At 30.4% G+C, this 24,879-nt stretch carries 22 protein-coding genes; 2 read left to right on the top strand and 20 right to left on the bottom strand.

Annotated features, from left to right (window positions below):
- Position 1 precedes the first annotated feature (1 nt).
- From gcvPA to gcvT, 3 genes are all read right to left on the bottom strand, one after another.
- Complete coding sequence (gene gcvPA / locus ACYUDJ_RS08685; protein ID WP_003488790.1) at positions 2–1,342, bottom strand: aminomethyl-transferring glycine dehydrogenase subunit GcvPA; 1,341 nt, start codon at positions 1,340–1,342, stop codon at positions 2–4.
- A 2-nt stretch (positions 1,343–1,344) separates the two neighbouring features.
- Complete coding sequence (gene gcvH / locus ACYUDJ_RS08680) at positions 1,345–1,737, bottom strand: glycine cleavage system protein GcvH (RefSeq protein ID WP_043031499.1); 393 nt, start codon at positions 1,735–1,737, stop codon at positions 1,345–1,347.
- Positions 1,738–2,001: 264 nt separating this feature from the next.
- Positions 2,002–3,114, bottom strand: a complete 1,113-nt coding sequence (gcvT, locus tag ACYUDJ_RS08675) for a glycine cleavage system aminomethyltransferase GcvT (RefSeq protein WP_003488785.1) — start codon at positions 3,112–3,114, stop codon at positions 2,002–2,004.
- Between the two features lie 411 nt (positions 3,115–3,525).
- Between gcvT and ACYUDJ_RS08670 the strand changes: the two genes are divergently transcribed.
- Positions 3,526–4,914: a DUF4317 domain-containing protein gene (locus ACYUDJ_RS08670; RefSeq protein ID WP_043031496.1), complete on the top strand. Its 1,389-nt coding sequence runs from the start codon at positions 3,526–3,528 to the stop codon at positions 4,912–4,914.
- 88 nt (positions 4,915–5,002) lie between these two features.
- Here the strand turns inward: ACYUDJ_RS08670 and ACYUDJ_RS08665 are convergent, their stop codons facing one another.
- From ACYUDJ_RS08665 to ACYUDJ_RS08655, 3 genes are all read right to left on the bottom strand, one after another.
- A complete protein-coding gene (locus ACYUDJ_RS08665) occupies positions 5,003–5,611 on the bottom strand; it encodes a GyrI-like domain-containing protein (protein WP_043031493.1) in 609 nt (202 codons plus the stop codon).
- Positions 5,601–6,677 carry a BtrH N-terminal domain-containing protein gene (locus tag ACYUDJ_RS08660; protein ID WP_043031491.1) on the bottom strand — a complete coding sequence of 359 codons (1,077 nt, stop codon included), beginning with the start codon at positions 6,675–6,677 and terminating at the stop codon, positions 5,601–5,603. Before ACYUDJ_RS08660 ends, ACYUDJ_RS08665 begins: the two co-directional genes overlap by 11 nt.
- A 78-nt stretch (positions 6,678–6,755) precedes the next feature.
- A complete protein-coding gene (locus ACYUDJ_RS08655) occupies positions 6,756–7,571 on the bottom strand; it encodes a MerR family transcriptional regulator (protein WP_003488777.1) in 816 nt (271 codons plus the stop codon).
- A 366-nt stretch (positions 7,572–7,937) separates the two neighbouring features.
- Between ACYUDJ_RS08655 and ACYUDJ_RS08650 the strand changes: the two genes are divergently transcribed.
- The gene (locus ACYUDJ_RS08650; RefSeq protein ID WP_080333587.1) at positions 7,938–8,099 is read left to right on the top strand and encodes a hypothetical protein; all 162 of its coding nucleotides are present in this window, start codon (positions 7,938–7,940) and stop codon (positions 8,097–8,099) included.
- Between the two features lie 44 nt (positions 8,100–8,143).
- Here the strand turns inward: ACYUDJ_RS08650 and ACYUDJ_RS08645 are convergent, their stop codons facing one another.
- The 14 genes from ACYUDJ_RS08645 to ACYUDJ_RS08580 all read right to left on the bottom strand — a co-directional run bounded on the left by ACYUDJ_RS08645 (position 8,144) and on the right by ACYUDJ_RS08580 (position 24,774).
- Positions 8,144–8,743 (bottom strand): tetratricopeptide repeat protein, encoded by a 600-nt coding sequence (locus tag ACYUDJ_RS08645; RefSeq protein ID WP_265202418.1) that lies wholly within the window; start codon positions 8,741–8,743, stop codon positions 8,144–8,146.
- Positions 8,744–8,745: 2 nt separating this feature from the next.
- Positions 8,746–9,192 carry a helix-turn-helix domain-containing protein gene (locus tag ACYUDJ_RS08640; protein ID WP_242850910.1) on the bottom strand — a complete coding sequence of 149 codons (447 nt, stop codon included), beginning with the start codon at positions 9,190–9,192 and terminating at the stop codon, positions 8,746–8,748.
- A 338-nt stretch (positions 9,193–9,530) separates the two neighbouring features.
- Positions 9,531–10,181: a CatB-related O-acetyltransferase gene (locus ACYUDJ_RS08635; RefSeq protein WP_003488774.1), complete on the bottom strand. Its 651-nt coding sequence runs from the start codon at positions 10,179–10,181 to the stop codon at positions 9,531–9,533.
- Positions 10,182–10,809: 628 nt separating this feature from the next.
- Positions 10,810–12,822 (bottom strand): methyl-accepting chemotaxis protein, encoded by a 2,013-nt coding sequence (locus tag ACYUDJ_RS08630; RefSeq protein WP_043031489.1) that lies wholly within the window; start codon positions 12,820–12,822, stop codon positions 10,810–10,812.
- A 323-nt stretch (positions 12,823–13,145) separates the two neighbouring features.
- The gene (locus tag ACYUDJ_RS08625) at positions 13,146–14,384 is read right to left on the bottom strand and encodes a nitrogenase component 1 (RefSeq protein ID WP_042386222.1); all 1,239 of its coding nucleotides are present in this window, start codon (positions 14,382–14,384) and stop codon (positions 13,146–13,148) included.
- Positions 14,385–14,423: 39 nt separating this feature from the next.
- Positions 14,424–15,692, bottom strand: a complete 1,269-nt coding sequence (locus ACYUDJ_RS08620; RefSeq protein ID WP_003488771.1) for a nitrogenase component 1 — start codon at positions 15,690–15,692, stop codon at positions 14,424–14,426.
- A 2-nt stretch (positions 15,693–15,694) separates the two neighbouring features.
- The gene (locus tag ACYUDJ_RS08615) at positions 15,695–16,444 is read right to left on the bottom strand and encodes a nucleotide-binding protein (RefSeq protein ID WP_003488770.1); all 750 of its coding nucleotides are present in this window, start codon (positions 16,442–16,444) and stop codon (positions 15,695–15,697) included.
- Between the two features lie 29 nt (positions 16,445–16,473).
- Positions 16,474–17,259: an ABC transporter ATP-binding protein gene (locus ACYUDJ_RS08610; RefSeq protein ID WP_003488769.1), complete on the bottom strand. Its 786-nt coding sequence runs from the start codon at positions 17,257–17,259 to the stop codon at positions 16,474–16,476.
- Between the two features lie 275 nt (positions 17,260–17,534).
- Positions 17,535–18,575 carry a FecCD family ABC transporter permease gene (locus ACYUDJ_RS08605; protein ID WP_003488768.1) on the bottom strand — a complete coding sequence of 347 codons (1,041 nt, stop codon included), beginning with the start codon at positions 18,573–18,575 and terminating at the stop codon, positions 17,535–17,537.
- Positions 18,575–19,615, bottom strand: a complete 1,041-nt coding sequence (locus ACYUDJ_RS08600) for a FecCD family ABC transporter permease (RefSeq protein ID WP_003488766.1) — start codon at positions 19,613–19,615, stop codon at positions 18,575–18,577. Before ACYUDJ_RS08600 ends, ACYUDJ_RS08605 begins: the two co-directional genes overlap by 1 nt.
- 95 nt (positions 19,616–19,710) lie before the next feature.
- The gene (locus ACYUDJ_RS08595) at positions 19,711–20,700 is read right to left on the bottom strand and encodes an ABC transporter substrate-binding protein (protein WP_043031488.1); all 990 of its coding nucleotides are present in this window, start codon (positions 20,698–20,700) and stop codon (positions 19,711–19,713) included.
- A gap of 350 nt (positions 20,701–21,050) precedes the next feature.
- Positions 21,051–22,040: an ABC transporter substrate-binding protein gene (locus ACYUDJ_RS08590; RefSeq protein ID WP_460289541.1), complete on the bottom strand. Its 990-nt coding sequence runs from the start codon at positions 22,038–22,040 to the stop codon at positions 21,051–21,053.
- Between the two features lie 623 nt (positions 22,041–22,663).
- The gene (locus tag ACYUDJ_RS08585) at positions 22,664–23,488 is read right to left on the bottom strand and encodes a helix-turn-helix domain-containing protein (RefSeq protein ID WP_003361470.1); all 825 of its coding nucleotides are present in this window, start codon (positions 23,486–23,488) and stop codon (positions 22,664–22,666) included.
- A 533-nt stretch (positions 23,489–24,021) separates the two neighbouring features.
- Positions 24,022–24,774, bottom strand: coding sequence for a hypothetical protein (locus tag ACYUDJ_RS08580; RefSeq protein ID WP_011948399.1), 753 nt, complete (start codon positions 24,772–24,774; stop codon positions 24,022–24,024).
- Positions 24,775–24,879 lie beyond the last annotated feature (105 nt).

The raw sequence follows: 24,879 nt of genomic DNA, 5'->3' as shown, positions 1-24,879 counted from the left end.
CTTATATCGCCCCCATCACTTTTACTAAATTATCTATATCTTCCCTTGTTCTTTTTTCTGTAACACAAAGTAGCATAGAATTTTCATATTCTGAGTAAACTTTTCCTAAATCATATCCACCTAAAATATTATTTTCTAATAATTTATCATTAATTTCACAAGGTGAAGTCTCTCCTTTTACTGCAAACTCCTTAAAGAATGGTTTATTAAATACAGGCTTATATTTTCCAGATTTAATTAACTCATTATATGCATAGTGTGATTTAGCTGCAGATTGTTTTGCTACTTCCTTTATTCCCTCTTTTCCTAAAGTAGCCATATAAACAGCTGCACCTATAGCTACTGCTGTTTGGTCTGAACAAATATTAGAAGTTGCTTTTTCTCTTCTTATATGTTGTTCTCTAGCTTGAAGTGTTAAGACAAACCCTCGTTTTCCTTCAACATCTTCAGTTTCACCAACTATCCTACCTGGCATTTTTCTCATAAGTTTTTTTGTAGTGTTCATAAATCCAAAACCTGGGCCACCATAACTCATGTTAGCACCTAAACATTGCCCATCACCAACAACAATATCTGCACCTAATTCTCCTGGACTTTTTAATATACCTAATGATATTGGATCTACATTCATTATTAATAGTGACTTATTTTTATGAATAGCATCTACCATATTTTGGGCATCTTCAACTAAGCCAAAGAAGTTTGGACTTTGAATTATAACCGCCGCTACATTTTTATCTAAGCTATTAATAACTTTATCTACATCTGTAGTACCCTCTTCTAAATCAACTTCTATCATATTGTAACCCCTATACTTTAAGTAAGTTTTAAGCACTTTTCTTGTATCAGGATTTACTGATTTAGAAACTATAATAGTATTTCTTTTAGTACTAACAATAGAAAGTATAGCTGCTTCAGCTGTTGCTGTTGCTCCATCATACATAGAAGAGTTTGAAACTTCCATGCCTGTTAAAGCGCAAATCATACTTTGATATTCAAATATAGCTTGGAGTGTTCCTTGACTTACCTCTGGTTGATAAGGTGTATATGCTGTATAAAATTCTGATCTTCCTGTTATATGTTTAATTACAGAAGGTATATAATGATCATAAATTCCAGCCCCTAAGAAACATGTCATGTCTTCCATAGATTTATTTTTTAAAGCTAAAGCTTTTAATCTTTTTTCAACCTCTAGTTCTGATAAAGAACTCTCTAGTTTTAATTCCCTATTTAACTTCAGATTATCTGGTATATCACTAAATAATTCATCTACAGATTTTATTGAAAGAAAATCTAAAATTTCTTTTGTTTCTTTTTCTGTGTTTGGAATATATGGAAACATAATTATGCCTCCTTGTCTAACTCTTCACATATTTTCTCATAAACTTCTGGTTTTATTAATTCTTCTAATTCACTTTTATCTGACATTTCTACTACAGCAATCCAGCTTCCATATGGGTCTTCGTTTAATGCTGCTGGATTATCTTCTAGTTCTTCATTAATTTCTACAATTGTTCCACTAACAGGCATGTAACTGTCTGATGCTGCTTTAACAGATTCTATAGTTGAAAAAGTTTCACCCTTTGCTATTTCATCATCAACCTCTGGCAATTCAACAAAAACTATATCACTTAACATACGTTGTGCACAATCGCTGATTCCTATATATGCTTTGTTATCTTCTACCCTTACCCATTCATGATCACCAGTGTAAAGTAAATTATTTAAAACCTTCATTCTACTAACCCCCATTTTTTCAATCATTATATATTTATTTCATTGCTATCCACTCCAATACTCCCATCTTATTTTAAAGCGGTAGTAAAAAGTGGTTATGTCCTCAGATAACCATTTTTATACTTAGCAGAAGTAAAAACTTCTCTTGAAGTGAAAAAACTCTTTATTAACGATAACTTTTAACATAAAAACTAAATATTAGTGTGAATTTATATATATTAAGACATGCTCTACAGGTTTACATTTAATTTTTTATTGTACATATTACTTAGATTTTGTTTTTTTAGTATAGAATCTCTTATCTATAACAACAGCTTTTAATTCTTTTTTTCTAACTTTTATGTTAAACTCTGTTCCTATTTTAGAATATTGTTCTTCTACTAAAGCTAATCCAATTGCTTTGTTTAATGTAGGAGATTTATATCCAGTTGTAACATGACCAATAACTTTTCCATCTTTAATAACCTCATAACCATGCCTTGGAATACCCTTATCTAAAAGTTCAAATCCTACTAATTTTCTAGTTACACCTTCTTCTTTTTGTTTTATTAAAGCATCTTTTCCTATAAAATCTTCCTGAACTTTTAATTTTACAAAGAATCCCATACCTACTTCTAATGGGGTAACTGTTTCATCCATTTCATTTCCATATAAAAGAAGACTAGCTTCAAATCTTAAAGTATCCCTAGCACCTAATCCTATTGGTTCTGCTCCTTCTTCTTTTCCTGCATTTAATATAGCGTGCCATAGTCCCTTTGCATCCTCTGGTTTACAATAAATTTCAAAACCATCTTCTCCAGTATAACCAGTTCGTGATACTAAGCATTTTTTCCCATCAACCAAAACATCTCTTTTAAATTTAAAAAATTTTATTTCTTGTAAATCTATATCTACTATTTTTTGAAGTATTTCCTCTGCCAAGGGTCCTTGTAATGCAAGTTGAGCAATATTATCTGATTCATCAACAATTTCAACATTAAAATCCCCTTTATGATCCATTATCCACTTAACATCTTTATCCTTATTACTTGCATTAATAACTAAGAAAAACTCATCCTCTGCAAATTTATAAACCAATAAATCATCTATCACTCCACCATCTTCATTGCACATAAATGTGTACAAAACCTCATTATCCTTAAGAACATTTATGTCATTAGTCATTAAGTATTGAATGAATTTTCCAGCATCTTTTCCTGTTACCATCGCTTCTCCCATATGAGAAACATCAAAAAGACCTGCTTTTTCTCTTACTGTATGATGCTCATGTAAAAAACCTTTAAATTGTGTTGGAAGTTCATATCCTGCAAAATCTACAATTTTTCCGCCATACTCTTCATACACCCCTCTTAAAGGCGTAACTTTTAAATTTTCCATGTGTTTTACCCCCAATTAAAATTATTTACCCATAAATATTTATATATATGTTTTAATAAAATTATGAAAATTATTTAGTGTAAAACCAAGTTATAAGGTTTATTTTAATTCCAAAACCTTCCTTTATATTATAATAACCTTTTCTTGTTTGTTTGTAAATCTTTTACATGGAAAATTATAGTCAATTCACTTCCTTAATATATTTTTCTTCATCCCAAATTTGATTTTAGCTATCTGATATAAATATAGTTGTCATTTTCACCTTTTCAGATAGTTTTGTATAATTACCATGATATTGCATATTATCTGCTTTAAATTTAACTAATAAAATCTTTAATTAATACAAAAAAAATACTATAATATATTAATTAATACCTACAAATATAAAAGACTAGATTGGGGAGTTTATATATGAGAAAAAAAGATATACTTGAGTTAAAAAAACGTTTTAAAAAAGATCATTGCACCTTCACTAAAATATGTGGTTGCTATGTTAATGGTGAAAAAAATATTATTTTAAATTTTAGAGAATCCTTTTTAAATTTAGATGAGGATGAGTATTTTAAGTACTTAGAAATTGCTAAGAAAGTACTATCTGGAACCATTGGAAATAATATTTTAGAACTTAACTTTCCACTTAATGAAAATCTTGAAAATGAAAAACAACTTTCTCTTGTTAAGCTTAAAAAAAGCCAATTAAAAGACGATGCTCTACTTGAAGATTTTTATAAATCTATAATAGATAGTTATGATTATACTGGTAATTTTTTAATCCTAGTTTTTCATGATGCTTATGATGTTATTACTAAAACTACTGATAATTCTAAAGTAGATGAATCTGAAGAAATATATGAGTATATACTATGTGCAATATGTCCTGTTTCACTTTCAGATCCTGGACTTAGATACTTTGAAGAAGAAAAGAAAATAAAGGCACGTATTAGAGATTGGGTGGTGAATACTCCAACCCTTGGCTTTGTGTTCCCTGCTTTTATTGATCGTACTTCAGATGTTAATTCTGTTATGTACTACACTAAAAATGCAAAGGATCCACATCCTGAATTAATGGAAGAGACTTTAGGTTGCTTCTCAAAACAAACTGCCACTATCCAAAAAGAAACCTTTCAAACAATTATTAAAGATTCTATTAGCACCGATGAAAAAAAAGCTGAAAAAACTTTTATGGAAATACAAGAAAATCTAAATACTATGATAGATGAGTACAATTCAATATATGATGATAAAGATGATGAACCTATAACCTTAAAACAAAAGGACATACAAAATCTTTTACTAGAAAGTGGGGTTCCTGAAGAAGCTACTTATAAAATTGAAAAATCTTATGTAGAAAACTTTGGTGAGGACCTGCCTTTAGCAGAACATTTAATTGACTCAAAAGTACTTAAGGCAAATGCTCAAAAGAAAAAGGAAGAACAGCTTGAAAAGCAAGTGGAAATTCTACAACATAGACTTGAAGAAGTAAAGAAAGAGGCCGCTATTGATAAGGAATCTGAGGATTCTAAAAAAGACGATAAGGACAATGTACCTTTAGATGATAATTTAACGGATGATTTAGATGATGCTTTTGAAGATGATTCCTTAGATGATAATCTAGAAGAATCTCCGGATGCCAATCCAGAGGATAATGACCTTACTCCTGACTATGATGTTATACTTCAAGTAAAGCCTGAAAAAATACCTAAAATCAAAGCTCAAATAATTGATGGTCAAAAATGCATAGTTATTCCTATTGATGAGAATGAACAAACTACAGTCAATGGCTTAAATGATTTGATTTAAGTTATATAAATTAATAAAGAAAAGTAGCAAATCTTTAAAATAAAGTTTGCTATTTTTCTTTACTCTTTTTCATTTATTAAAATTGCATTTATATAATGTTCTTAACCTTGTATCGCAATATTGTTTTTAATTTACTACGTTCTACTTTTCTTGCATCTGACAAATATATTTCTCTATGGGTTTTCCCTCTTCTTTCTAAATTATTTTCATTCATAAATTTTATTATCTTTTCAAAGCTTTTTGGTTCATCATCATAATCACCTATATGAAGAACTTGTACTGAAAGTCCTTCTTCAATTTCACCATAATAAGCTTCTTTTAGAAGTGGATTTGGGTTGTTTACATTTGCTATTTCAAAGGCCTTCTCTGCAACCTCTTCTGTAATAAAATCTGGTTGTCTCATCATGATTGTATAGGAAAATGTAGACTTATCACTTATATCACATTCCTCCCAAATTCCTTCAAGTGGATATACAGTGTATTCAAAATATCCATCTGGTACAAATCCACTTTTAGGCATCATTCTAACAGCATATGATAGAGAATATAAAACGCCTATTCTATCTGAAAAATCTTCATCATTAGGATTACCTTTTCCTTTAATCATAAAAAACTTTTGCTTTGGAACACATATTAACTGTGGCATTTCTTTAGGTGCATATAGTTCTTTTTCATGCTTTCTCCATTCATGCTTCATACTTTATTCCCTCCAAAATATTCTGATATGCTTTTTCTTCAAGATCTGCTATCTGATTAATCATATTGGGTAATCCATTAAGTTCTTTACTTTCTTTAAGCAAGTATTTTACTATTAAATCCGTCATCTCTTGAATAATAATACCACTCTTACTAAAAAGGTTGCCAGCTTCTTTCCACTCCTGAAAACCATATTTTTCTGCTAATTCTATTAATAATGCTCCATACTCTTTTCGAGCTGCTTGGTGTTCTATTTCATCCTTTTCCTCTATCATAAGCAATCTATTAGGAATAATCGGAACAGTACCTGTACACATAACAATGTTTCTAAGAGCTGTTTCATATTCTAGAACGGTTAATTCCTCTTTCCAATTAAGAATTTCTTTGCTAAGCTTTCGCATACCAGGAATTCCGCAGAATCCCACCTTAGGATTAAGCATTTGGTTTGCTTTTTCATAAAATCCTTTTATAGCAATTTCTCTAATACTCTTAATTTCATCATCAAACTCTATGAGACACATTGAATTTTTATCAGATAGAGAGGTCTTTTCAATATTAAGAGCCTTTTTAAGAGTTTCATATTTAATTTTTTGTATTTCTTCAATTCCGCAATCGTATATATATGCACACTGCTCTTCATCATCATATCCTACCATTAGTATATAATGAATTGGTATATGTTCTTTATAATAAAACTTTGGATAATAACTTAAATAATACATATCTAAACATCCAAGAACAACAGGCCTTTCATTATCAATCTGTTTCTTTGCTCTTTTTATTATATAATCAAATTTTCTACCTTCTATATGCTTATATTTAAATCCTACAATATCATTAATTGACGCATACATTTTTTTAGTTCTTCCATCATTCCATGAAGCCATTCTTCGCATATTTCCATTACTAAACTTTAAGTATATAAATTCTCCTATTCCACTTAAACAAAAGAAAAAATAATCTGGTATATCTTCACCTAATCTTGTTTGATATAAATCTTCAATACCATTCCACATACAAGTATAATCACAAACTTTATGTCTTAGTTCAATTACCTTCTTAGGCATATTTTTATCACTCCTTCTATAAAAATTTAGTTTCTATAGAAAAAGCATATACCTTCGTATTATACTAGAGTCAATACCCTATCTTTTTTTTATGGGAAAACATACTTCTGTAATAAATTTTTCTTCATTTACTTCGTGCTCTGGAGAAACATAATAAATATTAAATGCAGGTCCACAAATTTCAAGTCCATTTTGCGTTATCCATTTAGCCAAATAAATATTTATATCTTTAAGTTTGCTGTAACCACCTTGATATACCAATGAAGCTACCTCACAAGATGGTATACTATAAAATTTCACCTTATCTGTACTTTCATAAATATTTTCAACTAATCTTTGAACTTCAACATCAATGTAGTTTTCCTCAAAATTTATTTCATGTTGAATAGCAATAGAATAATTTGAATCTGAAAATTGAACACTTAACTTTTCACATTGATCTCCAAGTGCTTTCCATAGAATTCCTTCATCTGGGAATTGTTCAATTTTCATTCTAAAGCTAGCAACTTTTCTATATGGTATACTTTTAATTACTATAGACAGTGCCTGTTCCTTCTCACTAGTTAAATCCTTCAGTGCACTTTCCATTTGAGCCAACTGTCTTCTAATTACCTTTACCTCTTGTTCTTTGTCTTCAATTTTATTTTTTAATATCTGTTTCAAATTATCTATTTGCATTTCTTCTAGTTGTAATGCAGCTATTTCTTTTAAGCCAAATCCCATCATCTTTAGAGCCACAATCTGATTTGCAATTGGCAATTGATCGCTTTCATAATATCGATATCCTGTTGATTTATCTATATATTTAGGTGTTAATAATCCAATTTTATCGTAGTTTCTAAGCATATGTATACTTATAGATGTAAGTACTGAAAATTCACCTATCTTAAACATTTTTTTATCCTTCCTAAGCTTATTTTATTGCTTAAATTATACTATATATTGAAAAATATTTCATTTAAGGTATAAAAAACTCACGACAATCCCTATCGTGAGTTTAACTTGTATAAATTATATACACCACTTCTCTTCATTAACCAAATTTAGTAAAGACCTCATTTACTTATGATACGGTTCTCCGTAACCATTCTAAATGAGATTTTTCCATTTTATTCTTATTTATATTTTCTACATAATTTTGGTATAATTCTAAAGTATTATTTAGAAATTCCGTAGTGGATGGCTACGGGGGCTTTGAAAGTTTTCTCCCCCTTGGACTATTGATGAATATTTCATCATAGTTAGGGGGTGGTATTGGATATGCTAGAATTAATTATAAAAAGCTGTGTTGTTGTTTATATTGTTAGATTAGTTTTAAAACATAATCTTTTTATTCTTTATTTAAAGATATCAATAAAGTTTATTTGTCTTGATATTGAAATTAAGATCAAAGAAAAAAGTGCCCCATCCTTCAAAGAGTAGCACTTTTTCTAAGTATTCTCTGTATCCATTATTACCTTTAATAATTAATTAAGGTTTTTATTTAATAATTCATTAAACTCCTTGTTATCCTTCAAAAATCTTAACTCATCATTCTTATCATCTTTTAGCATATTTATGAAATTAAAAAGTAACAATTGATTGAATCCATCTTCATTCTCTTTGACTTTTATATTTTTATATGATTTAGATTTTGATGTATCCCACTTTTTACTCATTGAATCTAACATTTTTTTTAAGACAATTATAAAATTATCTGCATCTCTTTGTGCACTATATAACTGAAAATACGCAACATAAGCATTGTAATCCCATAAATCAAATAATTTAGTTGTCTTTTCTAAAATCTGTGCAAAATATTTAGCATCTTCATTACGCTCTTCTTTTAATGCTATTTCCATCATAGACATTAAAACTGTAAATATATCAGTTGTAGCAGAAATTAACTTCTTCTCAAAAAGTTCTGATGCTTTTGTAAGTTCACCTGATTTAGTATAAAGATTTCCTTGTAACTGTTCCTTATCATAAGTAATATTTGGCGATTTATTAATACATTCTTCTGCTTTCTGATAGTCTTCTTTCTCTAAATATTTATTAATCAGCACCGAAATAGCCTGATTTTTCACCTCTATATCATCAGAATCAGCAACTTTAATATATAGTTTTTCAATCTGATTTTCATAATAATCTTTTTTTCAATTCCAAACATATATATGCTCCCTTGTAATACTGTCGCAACTGTTAGAATTAACTTATTACAAGTAGAATACTCATGAATTTTATCCATAGCTTTTTCAAAAGCAATCTTGAAGGCTTTAGTACTTATTATTTCCACTAACTCATTTGTAAATTTACCTATTTCTTGTTCTGATAAATCTTCCTTAAAAGAAAGTAATGTATTTAAATCAACTCTTAAAAGTCTTGCTAATGCTGGCAATATAGTTATATCTGGATAACAGCTACCCTTTTCCCATTTATTCACTGCTGGTGTTGATACACCAAGGTAATTGGCAACTTGTTCTTGAGTTAGACCCTGAGAACTTCTTTTTTCTTTGATAATTTCATTTATTTTCATTCTAATATATACTCCCTATTTAGATAATAATAACAAAAACTTTTGACACTACTATTTTATTAAGTAAGATAGCCCTATACAATTGAACCCTAGTTAATTTGTAATTAACTAACTTAACCATAAGTTAATTTATTAAAAGTTTAACTCAGCCATTACTTATGACAGGGTATTTTCACTTATAAAAATAGCCTTAGCCAAGTAATATCAATGGCTAAGGCTATAATAGTATAAAGTTTTGCTAATACTTGATTTAATAACTTTTTCGCTATTGGTCTTTTAAAATGTAATAGTTTTTATAATTATATTCTTACATCACACTTTAATAAAGTAAATATACATTACATTATATTAATTTCATAGTATTTATACAATTTATTTATATCTGAACTAGACAATATATCCATGCTATTTTTAATATGATTTTCTTCCCAATCCCACCATTTCATTTTAAGTAACATATCTATCTTATCTTTATCAAATCTTTCTTTTATATGTTTTGCAGGATTTCCTCCTACAACAGTATAAGGATCTACATCTTTTGTAACTACTGATCTAGATGCAATTATTGCACCATCTCCAATTGTAATTCCTGGCATAATCATTGCTTCTGTACCAATCCATACGTCATTACCTATAATTGTATCTCCTTTGGGTTTATATGAATCTATTAACTTATCTTTAAATGGATATACAGTTATCCATTTGGGATTATGATTGTGATTTCCTCCCATCATAAATACTACTCCGCTAGCAATACAACAATATTTACCTATTTTTATTCTATCTAAAGTCCACCCATAATCTTCTATAGGATTATACATTTCTTTAGATTTTTCATCGCCCCAGATATATCTTACACATATATCTTCAAAATCTCCACCTGCGTAATATCCTGAATAATAAGTGTATTCTCCAACTTCAATTAAGGGATTTTTTATTGTATCCTTTAAATATTTTATTTCTGTCCAATGATTAAATGTATTATTCATTTTATCCTCCTAAATTTAATCTTTTAAATATCCCTTAACTTAATTCACACTGCCACATTCCTAAACTTTTTAATTCTCTTTATCATTCTAAGATACTTCCTTAAACTTTATTATTTCTTATATATAAGTGAATCTGTGTCAATATTTTAGACATAAATAATTAAATTACGCTCTCTATTTTTTCATATTCACCTAAGATTATAAAACAAATACTTCTATATATTCTTTTCCTATTATACCATTCTTATAAACGAATATCTATTCATATAACAAAAGATATTACCATAATGTTATGATACTACTTTTTCATGGATTTCAATGGTTAAACAAAGCATACCTTACTACTATAATCTTATTTTAGTAAAAACCTCATTTATTTATGATACGGTTCACTATTCATTATCCTAAATTTAATTCTATATTTTCTATAACAATATCATCTAATAAAACACAATATTCAAGCACTTTTTAAATCATTCTTAACTTTAATAGCTAATGGAATTGTTATTAATGTAGAAATAATATCTGCCACAGGCTGAGTGTAAATAACTCCATCTAATGCTAACAATTTGGTCAAAATTATAACTACAGGTATTAAGAATAATCCTTGCCTTCCAATAGTTAATTTTTATACTTTAAACTTTTTAATTAAACTATCCAATTCTTCTGCAATACGGGCTAATCCTTCGCTGGAATTAGCTATTTCTTCTATACTTGCTGCTTGTTGTTCTATGGAAGCTGAAGCTTCTTCTGTTCCTGCTGCATTTTCTTCTGCTATAGCTGATAAATTTTGCATTAGATTCATAAGTTTTTCTTTATTTTTGCTCATATTTTCTTCAGACCTATTAAGCTTTTCTATCACATTATTGGTTACATCTATAGAGTATGCTATTTTTTCAAATTTTTCTTCTGTTCCCTTTACGCTTTCTGATTGATACTGATTTATTTCCTTTACTTTTTCCATCTTATCCACTGCATTTTGGGATTTTATCTTTAATTCTCCTATAACCTTTTTTATTTCTTCTGTAAAACTATTTGATTGTTCTGCAAGTTTTCTAATTTCATCTGCTACTACTGCAAAACCCTTTCCATGCTCTCCTGCTCTAGCTGCTTCTATGGCCGCATTTAAAGCTAGCAAATTAGTTTGATCTGCTATAGATTGGATCATTGAACTAGCACTATCTATTTTTTCTGCACTTTCATTATTGCTTAATATAATCTCATATATATTTGTAGCTGCCTCATTGTTTTCTTTTGTCTTTTCAATAAGTTCTTTTAATATAGAAAAACCTTCTTCTTTTCTCTCCCCTATATCTTTAGCTGCATTATTTAACTCTTCTACATATTCTTTATTTTGTTCTAATAAACTTCCCATTTCCTCTACACTTGAAGCAGAGTTTTCTGTATCCTGTGCTTGATTACCTGCTCCTTTTGCTATATCCTCTATAGTCTTTGCTACTTCTTCAGAGGCTGTAGCTGACTGCTGTGATGTAGCTGTTAGTTCCTCTGATGTTGCTACTATTTGTTGTGCTGACTCATCGGTCTTTGTAATAAACTCTGCAATGTTATCTCGCATCTTTCTTAAGGCTCTTGCCATACTACCAATTTCATCTTCCCGATTAAGATATTTTATAGCATCTTCGTTACCATATATAGTGAAATCCAAATTAGACAGTTCATTCATCCTTTTAGTTACAGCAATAATAGGACTAGCTATTGTTCCACTAATAAAATAAGTAACTAGTGCTCCAATGACTATTGTCATTAAAGATAATATTATAATAATATTTCTAATGCTATGTACATCAGTTAATACTTCAGAAATTTCTCCTCCAAAAACCATAGTCCAATTGGTACCTTCTATAGGAGAAAAACCAGCTGCATTTTTTGTTCCCTTATATTCATATTCTCCCTTACCAACCTTCTTTTCGGAAATTATATTCTCTATTAAATCTGCTAAACTTTTAAAAGATGAATCCTTTTTGGCAATTTCTACAGTATTACTTTGACTTAAAACAAGTTTTTTATTAGCATGTCCAACTGTGGTGCCCTTATCATTTATAATAATACCAAAACCTGTTTTCCCATATTTAATTTTACTAACAATATCACTTAAAAAAGTTGCTTCCTTTGCCCCATAAAAAACTCCCTGAATTTGACCATTTTTTATAATAGGTGATGCCACAATAATTGTGGGCTTCTTTGTTACAGCACTTATAATAACATCAGATATAGCTCCCTTACCTGACATAGCCTTTTTGTAGTAATCTCTATCCTTAACATTTACAGTATCTCTTTTTTTATTAAATAATGTAGCGTTTCCATTTTTATCTGCATAGGAATAGTACATATACCCTGCTCTTTTAGCCTCTTTCTCAAAATAGTCCGCCTTCTTTTCCCAAGAAATATCTTTATTAATTATCTTATCATCTTGAGCTATAGCTTCTATATAAAATATTTCACTATCTATCTTAGATCTTATGTAATTAGCCTTCTCTACAACCAAATTCTGTAAATCATCATAATAATCATCTGTTAGATTTTTACCAACTCTATTTACTACTATGAACCCTAGTACTACTGTTAGCACAAATATAACCGCCGTAAATATAGTTATCAGTCTAGTTTTTAATGATTTCATAAAAATCCTCTCCTCCCTTAAAATATAAGATACACTTCTAATGCTATATAAGTAACAATTATCCTCTAATTCTAATTGATAACACTTATCTCATTATTATACTATATCATAATTATACACTTATCTGCTATATTAATAAATATTATCAATAAAAAATAATATTCAATTATCTATTACCTTTATATGCAACTTCTCAATTACACATAAAAAGGACTTACTATTTAAAGTAAGTCCTAATATTTCAATTAAATATTAAATAATTATTTCAGCATTGGGTTTAAATCCAACAACTTTTTCTAATATAAGATATTAAGAGTATATATTTAATCATTTATTTGCTCTAAAAGGCCATTGAGCCATAAGTTAACTAAATTTACAGATCCACGAAACCCAATAAATGGAGATTCATAAGGGTTTAATCTCCATTTTATATCAGGATTAGATATTTGAAGATCTATATTTCTTTTTGCCCATTTCAAAGCTTCTCCGCTTGCCATTAGAAGTCCTGTTTCCTCAGATACTATAGCCTGTGCCCATTCATCTTCCGAAAAATAAGGAATTTCTTCACTTGCCATACCTTCCGAGTTGCACCAACAGGTTCCTCTAATTAAAGATAATTCTTCTTCTGCATAAGAAATAATACCTTTTACCACATCTCTATGACCTCCTAATGAAATTCTTGCTTCATCAGGATGTTCTCGTATTACATGTTGAAAAGCAGAAATTGCAGGTGAAATTTGAATCATGCTTTTTTCTTTTTCTGATTTTATAAAACTATTATCTAAAGTTAATCCAGAGATCTTAGCTATCTTATCTATCCATTCTAAAGTTCCTTCAATTCCATAAGGCCTAGCAAATAAATATGGGGTTCCAAATTGCTTCTTCAATTGTTTTGCAGCGGGCTCTCCTTCCTGTCGTATCACTAAATTAATGTGGGCACCCCCCATATTCTCAATTTGCTCTACAGATGTATCAGAAGTCATAACGCAAAGTTTCTCCATACCAAAGGCACCCTTCATTATGCGGATAATCTCTTCTGCATCAGCATGAAAACGAAATAAATCAGCACAAGATCCAATTATGTTAAATGTAGGCTCTTCTGTTTTTTCTATACCCTTTGGCAATGTTTTTGCTAAAAGTAAAAGTGCTTCCTTTACACCACGATGCCCATCTATATCAAAGCCTCCACATCCAAATGGAAGTAAAAAAGTATTAGGGTATTCCGGTTGTAGCTCTTCACATATAGCCACTAAGTCTGTTCCAATAACTGTTGGCACTGAGGATGGCAACAAAAAAATAATTTTAGGCTTATCTCTTTCTACAATTTGAGCAATAGTACGATTGAGTCTTCTAGTATCTCCTAATGAAATGTCTGTTTCGTCAATGTGAGTAGAATATAGTTTGCACCCTCTGGATATACCAGTTTGATTTAGAAACATTCTCCCATACTGCATATGTCCCATGCATCCGTATTCAATTAAAGCAGCATCACGAATTGAAGCAAGAGTCCATAATACTCCCATTCTACCTGACATTGGTGGTTTAAACTTATGAATTCCCAAAACTTTACCTCCTTATTTTTTGACATTTACTTTACCTCCTTATTTTTTAACATTTATTTTACTATAAACCTTTAACATCCTACTTAATAAAGCTACTGTTCTTTCATATCCTATTTGTCCATACAAATCCTCTAAATATGGTACACAAGGAGTTGAAGATGAATCCTTTAAAAGCTTTCCTAAAGAAAAATCTGCCTTAATACCCTCCAAAAGCTCTATATCAGCATTATCATTTACCATATGACATATCATAGGATCATACCCTTGCTCTTTAATAGCTTTTGCCCACTTTCTATCATCAGGATAAAATTCATCCATATGTAAAAGCATAGGCTCCATTTCAAATTTAGCTAGATATACTGCAAGGGGTAAAGGCATCATAGCACCAATGTGAGTTGAAATATAACTTTTCCCTTTAAACACATCTTTTGCCTGATTCTGCAGCGCAATAGCCTTTTCTCTCCATTCATCGAATTCATGGTTAAACCTGATTTTCAATGCCTTTTCTATAGCTTCATAAAGACCATCAATTTCAAATACATCATAAGTTTCATGAAGACTTATAAATGGAACTTTAAACTTTTCCCACATCATTTCAGCTAAAGGATTCATGAAAGGTGAAAGTACAATATTAAGAGCTGCATCCGGTGAAACAATAAAATCCTCAACATCAGATTTTGGAGCAAGCATTCTAAGGTAAAATCCTCTTTTTTCTAATGCTGTTAATAATCCTGGCATAGGAACATGCTTTTCTCTTGGACTACGACCAAGAATATTGATTGTATCAGTGCTTCTTTTTCCTTTTTTCATTAGATTTCCAAATGCTACTAAGGTTTTCCAATAGCCTGAAGGATAACTATTACATTTAAAATGTGCCATTAATACAAATGTAAGTTGTGCTGAAATCTGAGGCTGCATTTCATGTACAATGCCCTCTATATCTTCACCAATTATCTCAGGAACACAAGTTAAAATTATCATAATAGCTTTTGCACCAGACTTATCCATTTCTTTGATAGTTTTAATTAATCCTCTGCGGCATCCAAATACAACCTCATTTGAATCCAAAATATATGTCCAATGTAGCTCCCCTTCCTCACTTTTAATACCCGAAACAATATTACGACTATAGGTTCCACATTCTGGTGTTCCTACAACCAATGTAGACATCCCCTTAACCCTTGCACTAAGTGCCAGTGCAGTATGCATGGGACAATGATTTCCCGGAAAAGCTGCGGGTGTCAAAAACTTTACTCCGGCATTTGTTTTAACTGAAGATAAGTGTTTTAGATGTTTTAATTTCTTCATTATCACTTCCCTCCCTCTAATAGAATCTTTGCCAAAGTACCGTAGTGCTTTGACATATCACATTCAGGGAAGGCTTCAACTACAGTTTTTCCTAAAGCTTCAGCCTTCTGTACATAAGGATCTCGTGCCATACAATGAATTACTGGAGTTTCAATTTCCTCTGCAACTTTTCTAACCAACTCTTGTTCATTTTCAATTTTTTTAGAGTTTAGTATCAATCCTCGTAGGGATGCATATCCCCGCTTGCCAAAGCTTTTAACAGCATGTGCAATATTTGTAGCTGCGTAAAGTGACATCATTTCCCCGGATGTAACTATACACACCTCATCGGCATATCCACCTCTAATAGGCATAGCAAATCCACCACATACCACATCACCCAATACATCATAGAGGATAACATCTGGTTTATATATTTCATATGCATCTAATTCTTCCAGTTTTTCAAAGGCAGTGATTATTCCACGGCCGGCACAGCCCACTCCTGGAACTGGTCCTCCTGATTCTACACACAAGACACCAGTACTACTTTTAAATACAAGGTCATTTAACTCTATATCACCCTTTTCTCTCAAAGTATCCAATACCGTGGGAATATTTTTACCGCCAGTTAAATTTCGAGTAGAGTCCGCCTTAGGATCGCATCCAATCTGCATTACTGTTAACCCCATTTTTGCCATAGCTGCAGATACATTGGATACTGTAGTAGACTTTCCAATGCCCCCTTTCCCATAAATAGCAATTTTCTTCATATAACCATCTCCTCTTAATACTATTTCTATTATTTAATCAATTCATAGGAAATACATGTAGGACGCCCTGTTTTGGAACCCCACACAATCTCCGCATCAATATTGAAAGTATCCTTTAAAACCTTTTTTGTCATAATCTCTTCTGGAGTTCCATGACTTATAATACTTCCACTACGTATTGCTATCATGTAGTCGGCAAAACGTGCGGCTAAATTCAAATCATGGAGTACCATGACAATTGTACAACTTTCTTCCCTATTCAGATTGTATAAAAGCTCTAATACCTCTAACTGATATGCCATATCTAAATAGGTAGTAGGTTCATCTAGCAATATCAAATCAGTCTGCTGAGCTAATGCCATTGCAATCCATACTCTCTGACGCTGTCCACCAGAAAGATTGTCCACCATTGTAACCTCAAGTTCAGTTAGCTTTGTAATATCTAATGCCCATTGAATTACTTTCTTATCCTCTGGTGACAATTTGCCAAATCCTTTCTTATGTGGAAATCGACCATAGGATACAAGCTCACCAACAGTAAGTCCTCCTTGTGCTTGAGGCGATTGAGGCAATATAGCCATCTTCTGTGCTACTTCCTTAGTGGATAAATTTCTAATATCATCCCCATTTAAATAGACTAATCCTTCTTTTGGTTTTAAAATACGGCCTATAGTCTTAAGTACAGTTGATTTTCCACAACCGTTTGGTCCAATTATGGTAGTTATCTTCCCTTTTGGTATATTCATATTCAAACCATCCACTATGAGTTTGTCCTCATAAGCGATGGCTAAATTTGTTGTTGTAATACTGTTCATAAGCCCTTACTCCTTATATCAAATACATAATTTATTCATAGTAAAATTCTATGAAGTATACCTTTATCTACTGCTATATCTACTGTTAAACTTTGAATTTTTATAAACTTAATTTACTGAAGGTATGTTTAATATTATTAAACTACTTGCAAACTTGATTTACTCAGAATTCATTTAATATTATTAAAATATTTGCAAACATGATTTACTCAAAATGCATTTAATACCATTAAAATTTTTATATATTATATTTATTTTTATTAACAATCCTATAATCAACTCTTACTATTAGAAAGAAGATAAAGAAAATATGGTGCTCCAATAATAGCTACCACAATTCCTGTTGGAATCTCAGAAGGTTGAATAATAACACGTCCAATAGTATCTGCCAAAGATACTAATACAGCTCCAATCAATATACTAGTGGATAGAAGTATACGGTGGCGTGGTCCAACAAGTCGTCTTGATAAATGGGGTGCTATTAAACCTACAAAACTGATACTTCCACTAACTGCTACACATGAAGCAGCAAGAGCTACTGCCGCTGCAAGCAATTTGCGACGTTCTTTTTCTACTGAAGCACCAAGACCATAAGCTATATCATCACTAAGAGTCAATATATCCATAACAGAAGATTTTGTTAGTATATATGGAATCAATATCAATAACCAAGGCAGTAATGTAATCACAAATTTCCAGTTAGACCCCCAAATACTTCCTGCCTGCCAAGCAACTACAAAGTTGTACTGTGTATCATCCAATTTCACCACTAGTAAAGTGGTTAATGCTGAAATTCCTGCCTGTACTGCTACACCAGTTAAAACAAGCCTCATAGTTGAAATACCTTCATCTCGTTTATAAGAAAAAATATAAACTATAACGGCTGTAATGCCTGCCCCTATTAGTGCTAAAAAAGGAAGAGTAAACACAGATAGGAAAGATTCAGCACTAAAAATCAGTACATATAAAATTACCATCAAACTAGCACCGGCGTTAATTCCTAAAATTCCTGGATCAGCTAGAGGATTTTTAGATACACTCTGTATTATGCATCCTGACAAGGCAAGTCCAGCTCCTACTAACATTGAAATAACTATACGAGGCAGCCTAAAATCAAATAAAATTAGCTTTTCTTTCTCTGTGCCTTTACCAAATAATGTCCTTAAAACGTCAAATGGAGACATTTTAATATATCCTGTATCCATACTTACGATTAAAGAAACTCCTAAAAATAACATACATCCAATTACAATTAATGTATTTCGAATAGCTACCTTACGTTTATATGCTTCAATTATTTGTTGTTGTTCTTTCATTACATTGCACTCCTTTGTCTACGAGCCAAATTTAGGAATAATGGTACACCAATAAGAGAAATTATAGCTCCTATGGGAGTTTCAAAGGGCGGATTTAAAGTTCTGGCTCCTAAGTCAGCTAATACTACTAATAAAGCTCCCATTACTGCTGTAGAAGGAATAATTAATTTATAATCCATGCCAACAAAAAAACGTGCAATATGAGGAACAATCAATCCTACAAATCCAACTGAACCTACTACAGATACTGAGGCTCCTACCAATATAAGAACTATAAGTGAAGATAATAGATTTACTAGCTTTATATTTATTCCCAATCCCTTTGCAACATCTTGTCCTAAACTTAAAATAGAAATATAAGGTGATAGTACAACTGATCCTATAAGTCCTCCTATTATCCACGGAAGCATTATTCTAACCTGTTCCCAATTAGAACCTGCAACACCACCAACGGTCCAAAACATAATGCTTTGAGCCACATTAAAATAAAGAGCAATTCCTTGGCTCATGGCCACAAGCAGTGTACTAACAGCTGCCCCTGCTAATACAAGCCTAATAGGTGTTTGTCCACCTTTTTTCATAGAAGCAATACCATTAACTAATACAGCCCCCAAAGTTGCTCCTAAAAAAGAAAATAAAATAATATGAATATATTTCATTCCAGGAAAGAAGGCAAAACATATAGAAAGAGCAAAAGCCGCTCCGGCATTCAACCCTAATAATCCTGAATCAGCAAGGGGATTTCCTGTAGTTCCTTGCATGATAGCTCCTGAAACAGCAAGAGCTGCACCAACTAAGGCACTTGCTATAACACGAGGAATACGTAAATTGAGTATAACAAGATGATTCATTTCTTTTCCATTAAAATGAAACAAAGCATCCCATAAGAAAGCTAAGGGGATATTCTCTGTCCCCTTAGTTGTAGAAAACATCATAACAAAAGCAAGTAATCCTAATCCTCCCACTACAATAAACCACATCTTCCGTATATTATCTTTTTTATTTGTGTTTATGCTTACCTTTTCCATTGGCTTTTTCATCTAACTGCTACCTCCTCATTACCATAAACTATTTTTATTATGCCAAACCAATGGGTAACTTCCATTTATATTACATTTAAATTGTCAATGAAAGATTATTTTGATATGGCTTTTGTTAAGTTCTTAGCGGAAATCTTTAATGCAAGTGGACTTTCACTATTTAAAGAATCATCAAAGAATAATATCTGATCCTTCTTTACTGCATTAAGTGATTGCCATACAGGAGAAGTTTTTTGTTTTTCAACGGCTGAATTAACAATTTCAGGGAAATGTCTAAATATAATATAATCCGGATTCATCTTTGATAAACCTTCTAATGAAACAACCTTACTATGTTCAGGATAGCCCTTTGGTATTGACAAGTTAAAACCATCTTCTTTGTTGTAATAAATAGTATCCTTTGAACCAAGGGCAACAAAATTTCCTTTTCCATCAACTCTAAGTAAAGCAACTGTTTTGTCCTTATTATTTTCTAAAAGTTTTTTAGTATTTTTAATTTCCTTCTCAGTTTCATTTATAATTTTATTTGCCAAATCCTCTTTTCCAACGATTTTTGCACATTGAATAGTTTTATTTTGCCAAGAATCCTTAAAGTCTATCTGAACTACAGGAGCTATCTTAGCCAACTTATCATAAACCTTATCTGCATGACCTTTAAATGTTACAATCACATCTGGTTTTGATTTTAAAACTGCCTCTAAATTTAAATCTCTAGCACTACCTAAATCCATAACACTTGCGGTACCCTTATATGGCTTAAGGGTTTCAAATTCATCCAAAGCTTTCATTGCATTACCAACTGTTGCTCCACCAGAAGCAGCTGGTGGTGTTTCTAAAGCAAAAAAGTACTCCAAGAACGCTGCATGAAGAACTGCTACCCTCTCAGGTTTTTTATCAAATTTAATCTCTTTTCCTGTTGCATCTTTTATAGTTCTTGGCCACTGAGAGTTTTCATTGTCTTTTGTTTGTTCTGTTGATATATTATCTGATTTGCTTTGGGTATCTTTATTATTACTTCCACTACAACCAGATAGTACACCTATGATTAATATAAATGATACAAACAGTCCCATAAACTTTTTCATTTTCATTCCCCCTATGTAATAATTTAGTTCTGTTAAGCTATATAAACCTTAATTTTTATTAAATAATTGTATTATTTTTAAAGCTATTTTTTATAATTACTTAACAAATTTTAATATTTTCAATAATATATAATCGCGATTTATATTAGTTAAGTTAGTCACAACTAATTTAGCTATGACTACTATAGCAAATTAAAAATCATATGAAAATAGATGATTACTGAATACATAATGCATTATTCCTGAATTTCTTTTAAATATCCAATTCAATAATTAAAATTACTACAAACTAAGATCCACTAAATCTACAATTAAATTCCACTTATTAAATATAATTTAAGAATATACTATTATTTTGATATGGCTTTTGTTAAATTCTTAGCTGCAATCTTTAACGCCAGTGGACTTTCACTATTTAAAGAATTATCGAAAAATAAAATCTGATCCTTCTTTACTGCATTAAGTGACTGCCATACAGGAGAAGTTTTTTGTTTTTCAACAGCAGAATTAACACTGTCAGAAAAATGCCTGAATATAATATAATCTGGATTCATCTTAGATAAACCCTCTAAGGAAATAATCTTACTCTTCTCTGGATAACCATTAGGCTTTGACAGGTTAAAGCCATGAGCTTTATCGTAATAAAGTGTATTACTTGAACCAACAGCAACAAAATTTCCCTTGCCATCAACTCTAAGTAAAGCAAAAGTTTTATCTTTATGATTTTCTAAAAGTTTCCTAGTATTTTCTATATCTTTCTCAGTTTCATTTATAATTTTAGTAGCCAACTCTTCTTTTCCAGCAATTTTTGCACATTGCATAGTTTTATCTTGTAGAGAATCCTTCATATCAATTTGAACCACAGGAGCTATTTTAACCAACTTATCATAGGTCTTATCTACGTGACCCTTAAATGTCACAATTACATCTGGTTTTGAATTAATAACTGCCTCTAAATTCAATGCTCTAGCATCACCTAAGTCTATAATATTAGCGGTACCCACATATGGCTTAAGGGTTTCAAATCCATCTAAAACCTTGTTTTCTTTACTAAATGTTGCTCCAGCACAAGCAGTTGGTGGTGTTTCTAAAGCAAAGAAATAATCTAAAAACAATGAATGGAGAACTACTACTCTCTCAGGTTTTTTATCAAATTTAATCTCTTTTCCTGTTGCATCTTTTATAGTCCTTGGCCACTGAGACTTTCCAACATCTTTTGTTTGCTCTTTTGAGCTATTATCTGATTCGCTTTTAGTATCCTTATTATTAGCTCCACTACAACCAGATAGTATACCTATGATTAATATAAGTGAGACAAATAGTCCCATAAACTTTTTCATTTTCATTCCCCCTATGTAATAATTTAGTTCTGTTAAGCTATATAACTCTTAATTTTTATTAAATAATTCTATTATTTTTAAGACTATTTTTTATAATTACTTAACATAACCAATAAATTAAATAATATTTAAGTACAACAACATCAGTTAAGTTAGTTATAACTAACTTAACTGTGACTAATATATCAAATTAAAAATCATATGAAAATGGATAATTACTGAATTTATGATGTATTATTCCTGAATTCTTTAAATACCTAATTCAATATTTCAACATCAGACAAACATTCTAAATTAGAATAAAGATATTTTAATTTATTCCTAAAATACAATTAAGGAACTGTTGCATCAAGAAATTTACACACAATATATTCTTTGGCAAATTTAAATTTAACACAATATATTGTAGAATTTATTCTTAATACCACAGTCCCTTAAAAATCATATATTATAGACACTATTATTTAATATAAAATAAAATTAAGGATAATTTTATTTTCATATAGGTTTTTTATTTATATATTTTAAATATAATTAATAACTAATATAGGGTTATTTAATTATAATAAAATGAAAAATACTAAAATCTAACTTAAATCATTGTAAAACAAAATATAATAAAATCATTGTACTTTATATCTAAATTTATCACGAAACTTACTTGGTGAAATACCAAATTGCTTTTTAAATCTCTTACTAAAATGATATGGATCATGATAACCTACACTTTTGGCTACTGCCACTATAGGAGCATCTCCTGTTACCAACAATTCCTTTGCTCTATTTAGCCTGTGGATCATAAGATAATCTCCTGCTCCCATTCCTGAATATTTTGAAAAGACGTAAAACAATCTATTCTCATTTACTCCATGTAATTCAGCAAGAGATCGAATAGTAAGCGTGTCCATATAATATTCGTGAATATAATCCGAAACCTGTTTAAACAATATGCGATCATTACCACTTGATTGGTTACGTGCACATATAAAAATTTCATCTAATATAGAGTGAAATATGGTTTCCGTTTGAAATATAGCAATTGCTCCCGGTTGATTTGATACTTTCCATAATCGTTGTAACAGATCAACCAGCCTAGGACTTTGTCCTATAACAAGTTCAAAATCTGTGTCCTCTAGGGAAAACCCTTCTGGTTCTGGCTTACGAATACTGTAAAGAACCAAAATATAATTCCATTTCTTTTTACCAATCACACTCTTACTCAACCTCATATTGGCTCCACCATGAATCACATTTCCAAGGCCTGCTGTGTAAGGAGTACCATCAAAAATAAAATTCGCCTCACCTGATAAAGGAAAGATAAAACCTGGGAATGGAGAAGTTTTCATATTGCCCGAACGACCTGGCTCAATGCTATAATTATATACTCCTTCTACTTTAAAAGCTGTATGTGCAAAATGTTCTACTATATCCATTAAGTCTACTTCCATTTAATGCTCCCCTTTTTTTACTAAATTTTATAGTAATTTCCCATAATATATTTTCTAAAAAAATAGCTCACTCATTTATAAAAATCTTAATGATTGAGCTTATTATAACCTAAGTTAGTTATGACTTACAATATTTTTTCTCTTATATATGTTAATATTCTTCATGATACAAATACTATAAATCCTGTGTAGTCATATTTTCTAATTCTTTTTTATTCCTTTTTTAACTTTATCTCTTCCATCAAAATAAATGGATAAGCTAACAAGTAATAATACTAAAAATTTTAAAAGCACTCACAACATATAAGCATGAATGCTCTTAGGAATACTTGCAAAACTCTGATTTTAGCTTATTTACCAATTAAACATTAAATAATTATTTCAGCTATAAAAATAGTAAATAATATTGTTTTTTATACGCTTTTATCAAATAATTTTCATTTTAAATTCATTTATTTATTAAATTGAGTTTGTTTTTTAATAATTTTTAAGCTATTGTGTATTTCAAATTTCAATTTGTTTACGTCACTGTATTATCCCCCTATATATTTTCCTTGAATGCCAACATTCTGGAAGAATGTAGTGAATTTATCTTTTTCCCACTTAAGGGCAGTTTGAACATATCCTAGCCCATCCGCATTATACCTACCTGCTATTCTCTGAAATACATATAGTTCATAAGTTCCATCTCTTTCAAAATCAATAGGATACAAATTACTTAAAGGAATAACAAATCCTGAAATAGGTTCTTTAAGTTTTCCATTTAAATCATATATTTCATTTAAATATTCCTTACCTTTATAAGTAATATCAATTATATATTTTATTTTCAAATTTTCACTTATAACTTCAACCCTATAATTATCTTTGTAATTAACCTCATAAGTATACTCTTCTCCAAATTTCTCAAAATCAAAAATTAGTTTTAATTGATTATTTGCAAAAGAGTAAATATAATAGAATCCAAATCCTCCACTGCCTCCAGAATCTATGCTTACTAATATATCCTTAATTTTATCTCCTGTAAAGTCTCCCAAAAATATAGTTGGATTATAACCTGAATTTTCTTTAAGAGGTACCGTAATGCCTTTACCTGTTTTTCCATCCTTTATTACAAGCCTTATGTTACTTACAAAAGGACTATCTGTACCTGAAGGTTTATTTCCTATCAAAAGTATAGTGTCTTCTACTTTATCTCCATTTACATCACCTTTTTTTCTATCTATTATATACACTTCGTTGTTACCCATATTTTTTCTAAAAAAATAATAAGGACAATAAAACATAACTGTCTCCTCTAAAAAATACTTCTACTTTATATATTATTCTAAAATAGAGGGACTGTTCTTAATTTTATTTGAATCTAAGAACAGTCCCTCTATTTCACATTA

It is taken from the genome of Clostridium sp. CTA-6, from assembly GCF_054768115.1.
Note: the sequence above shows the minus strand (reverse complement) of the source record. Positions and strands in the feature narration are given on the sequence as shown.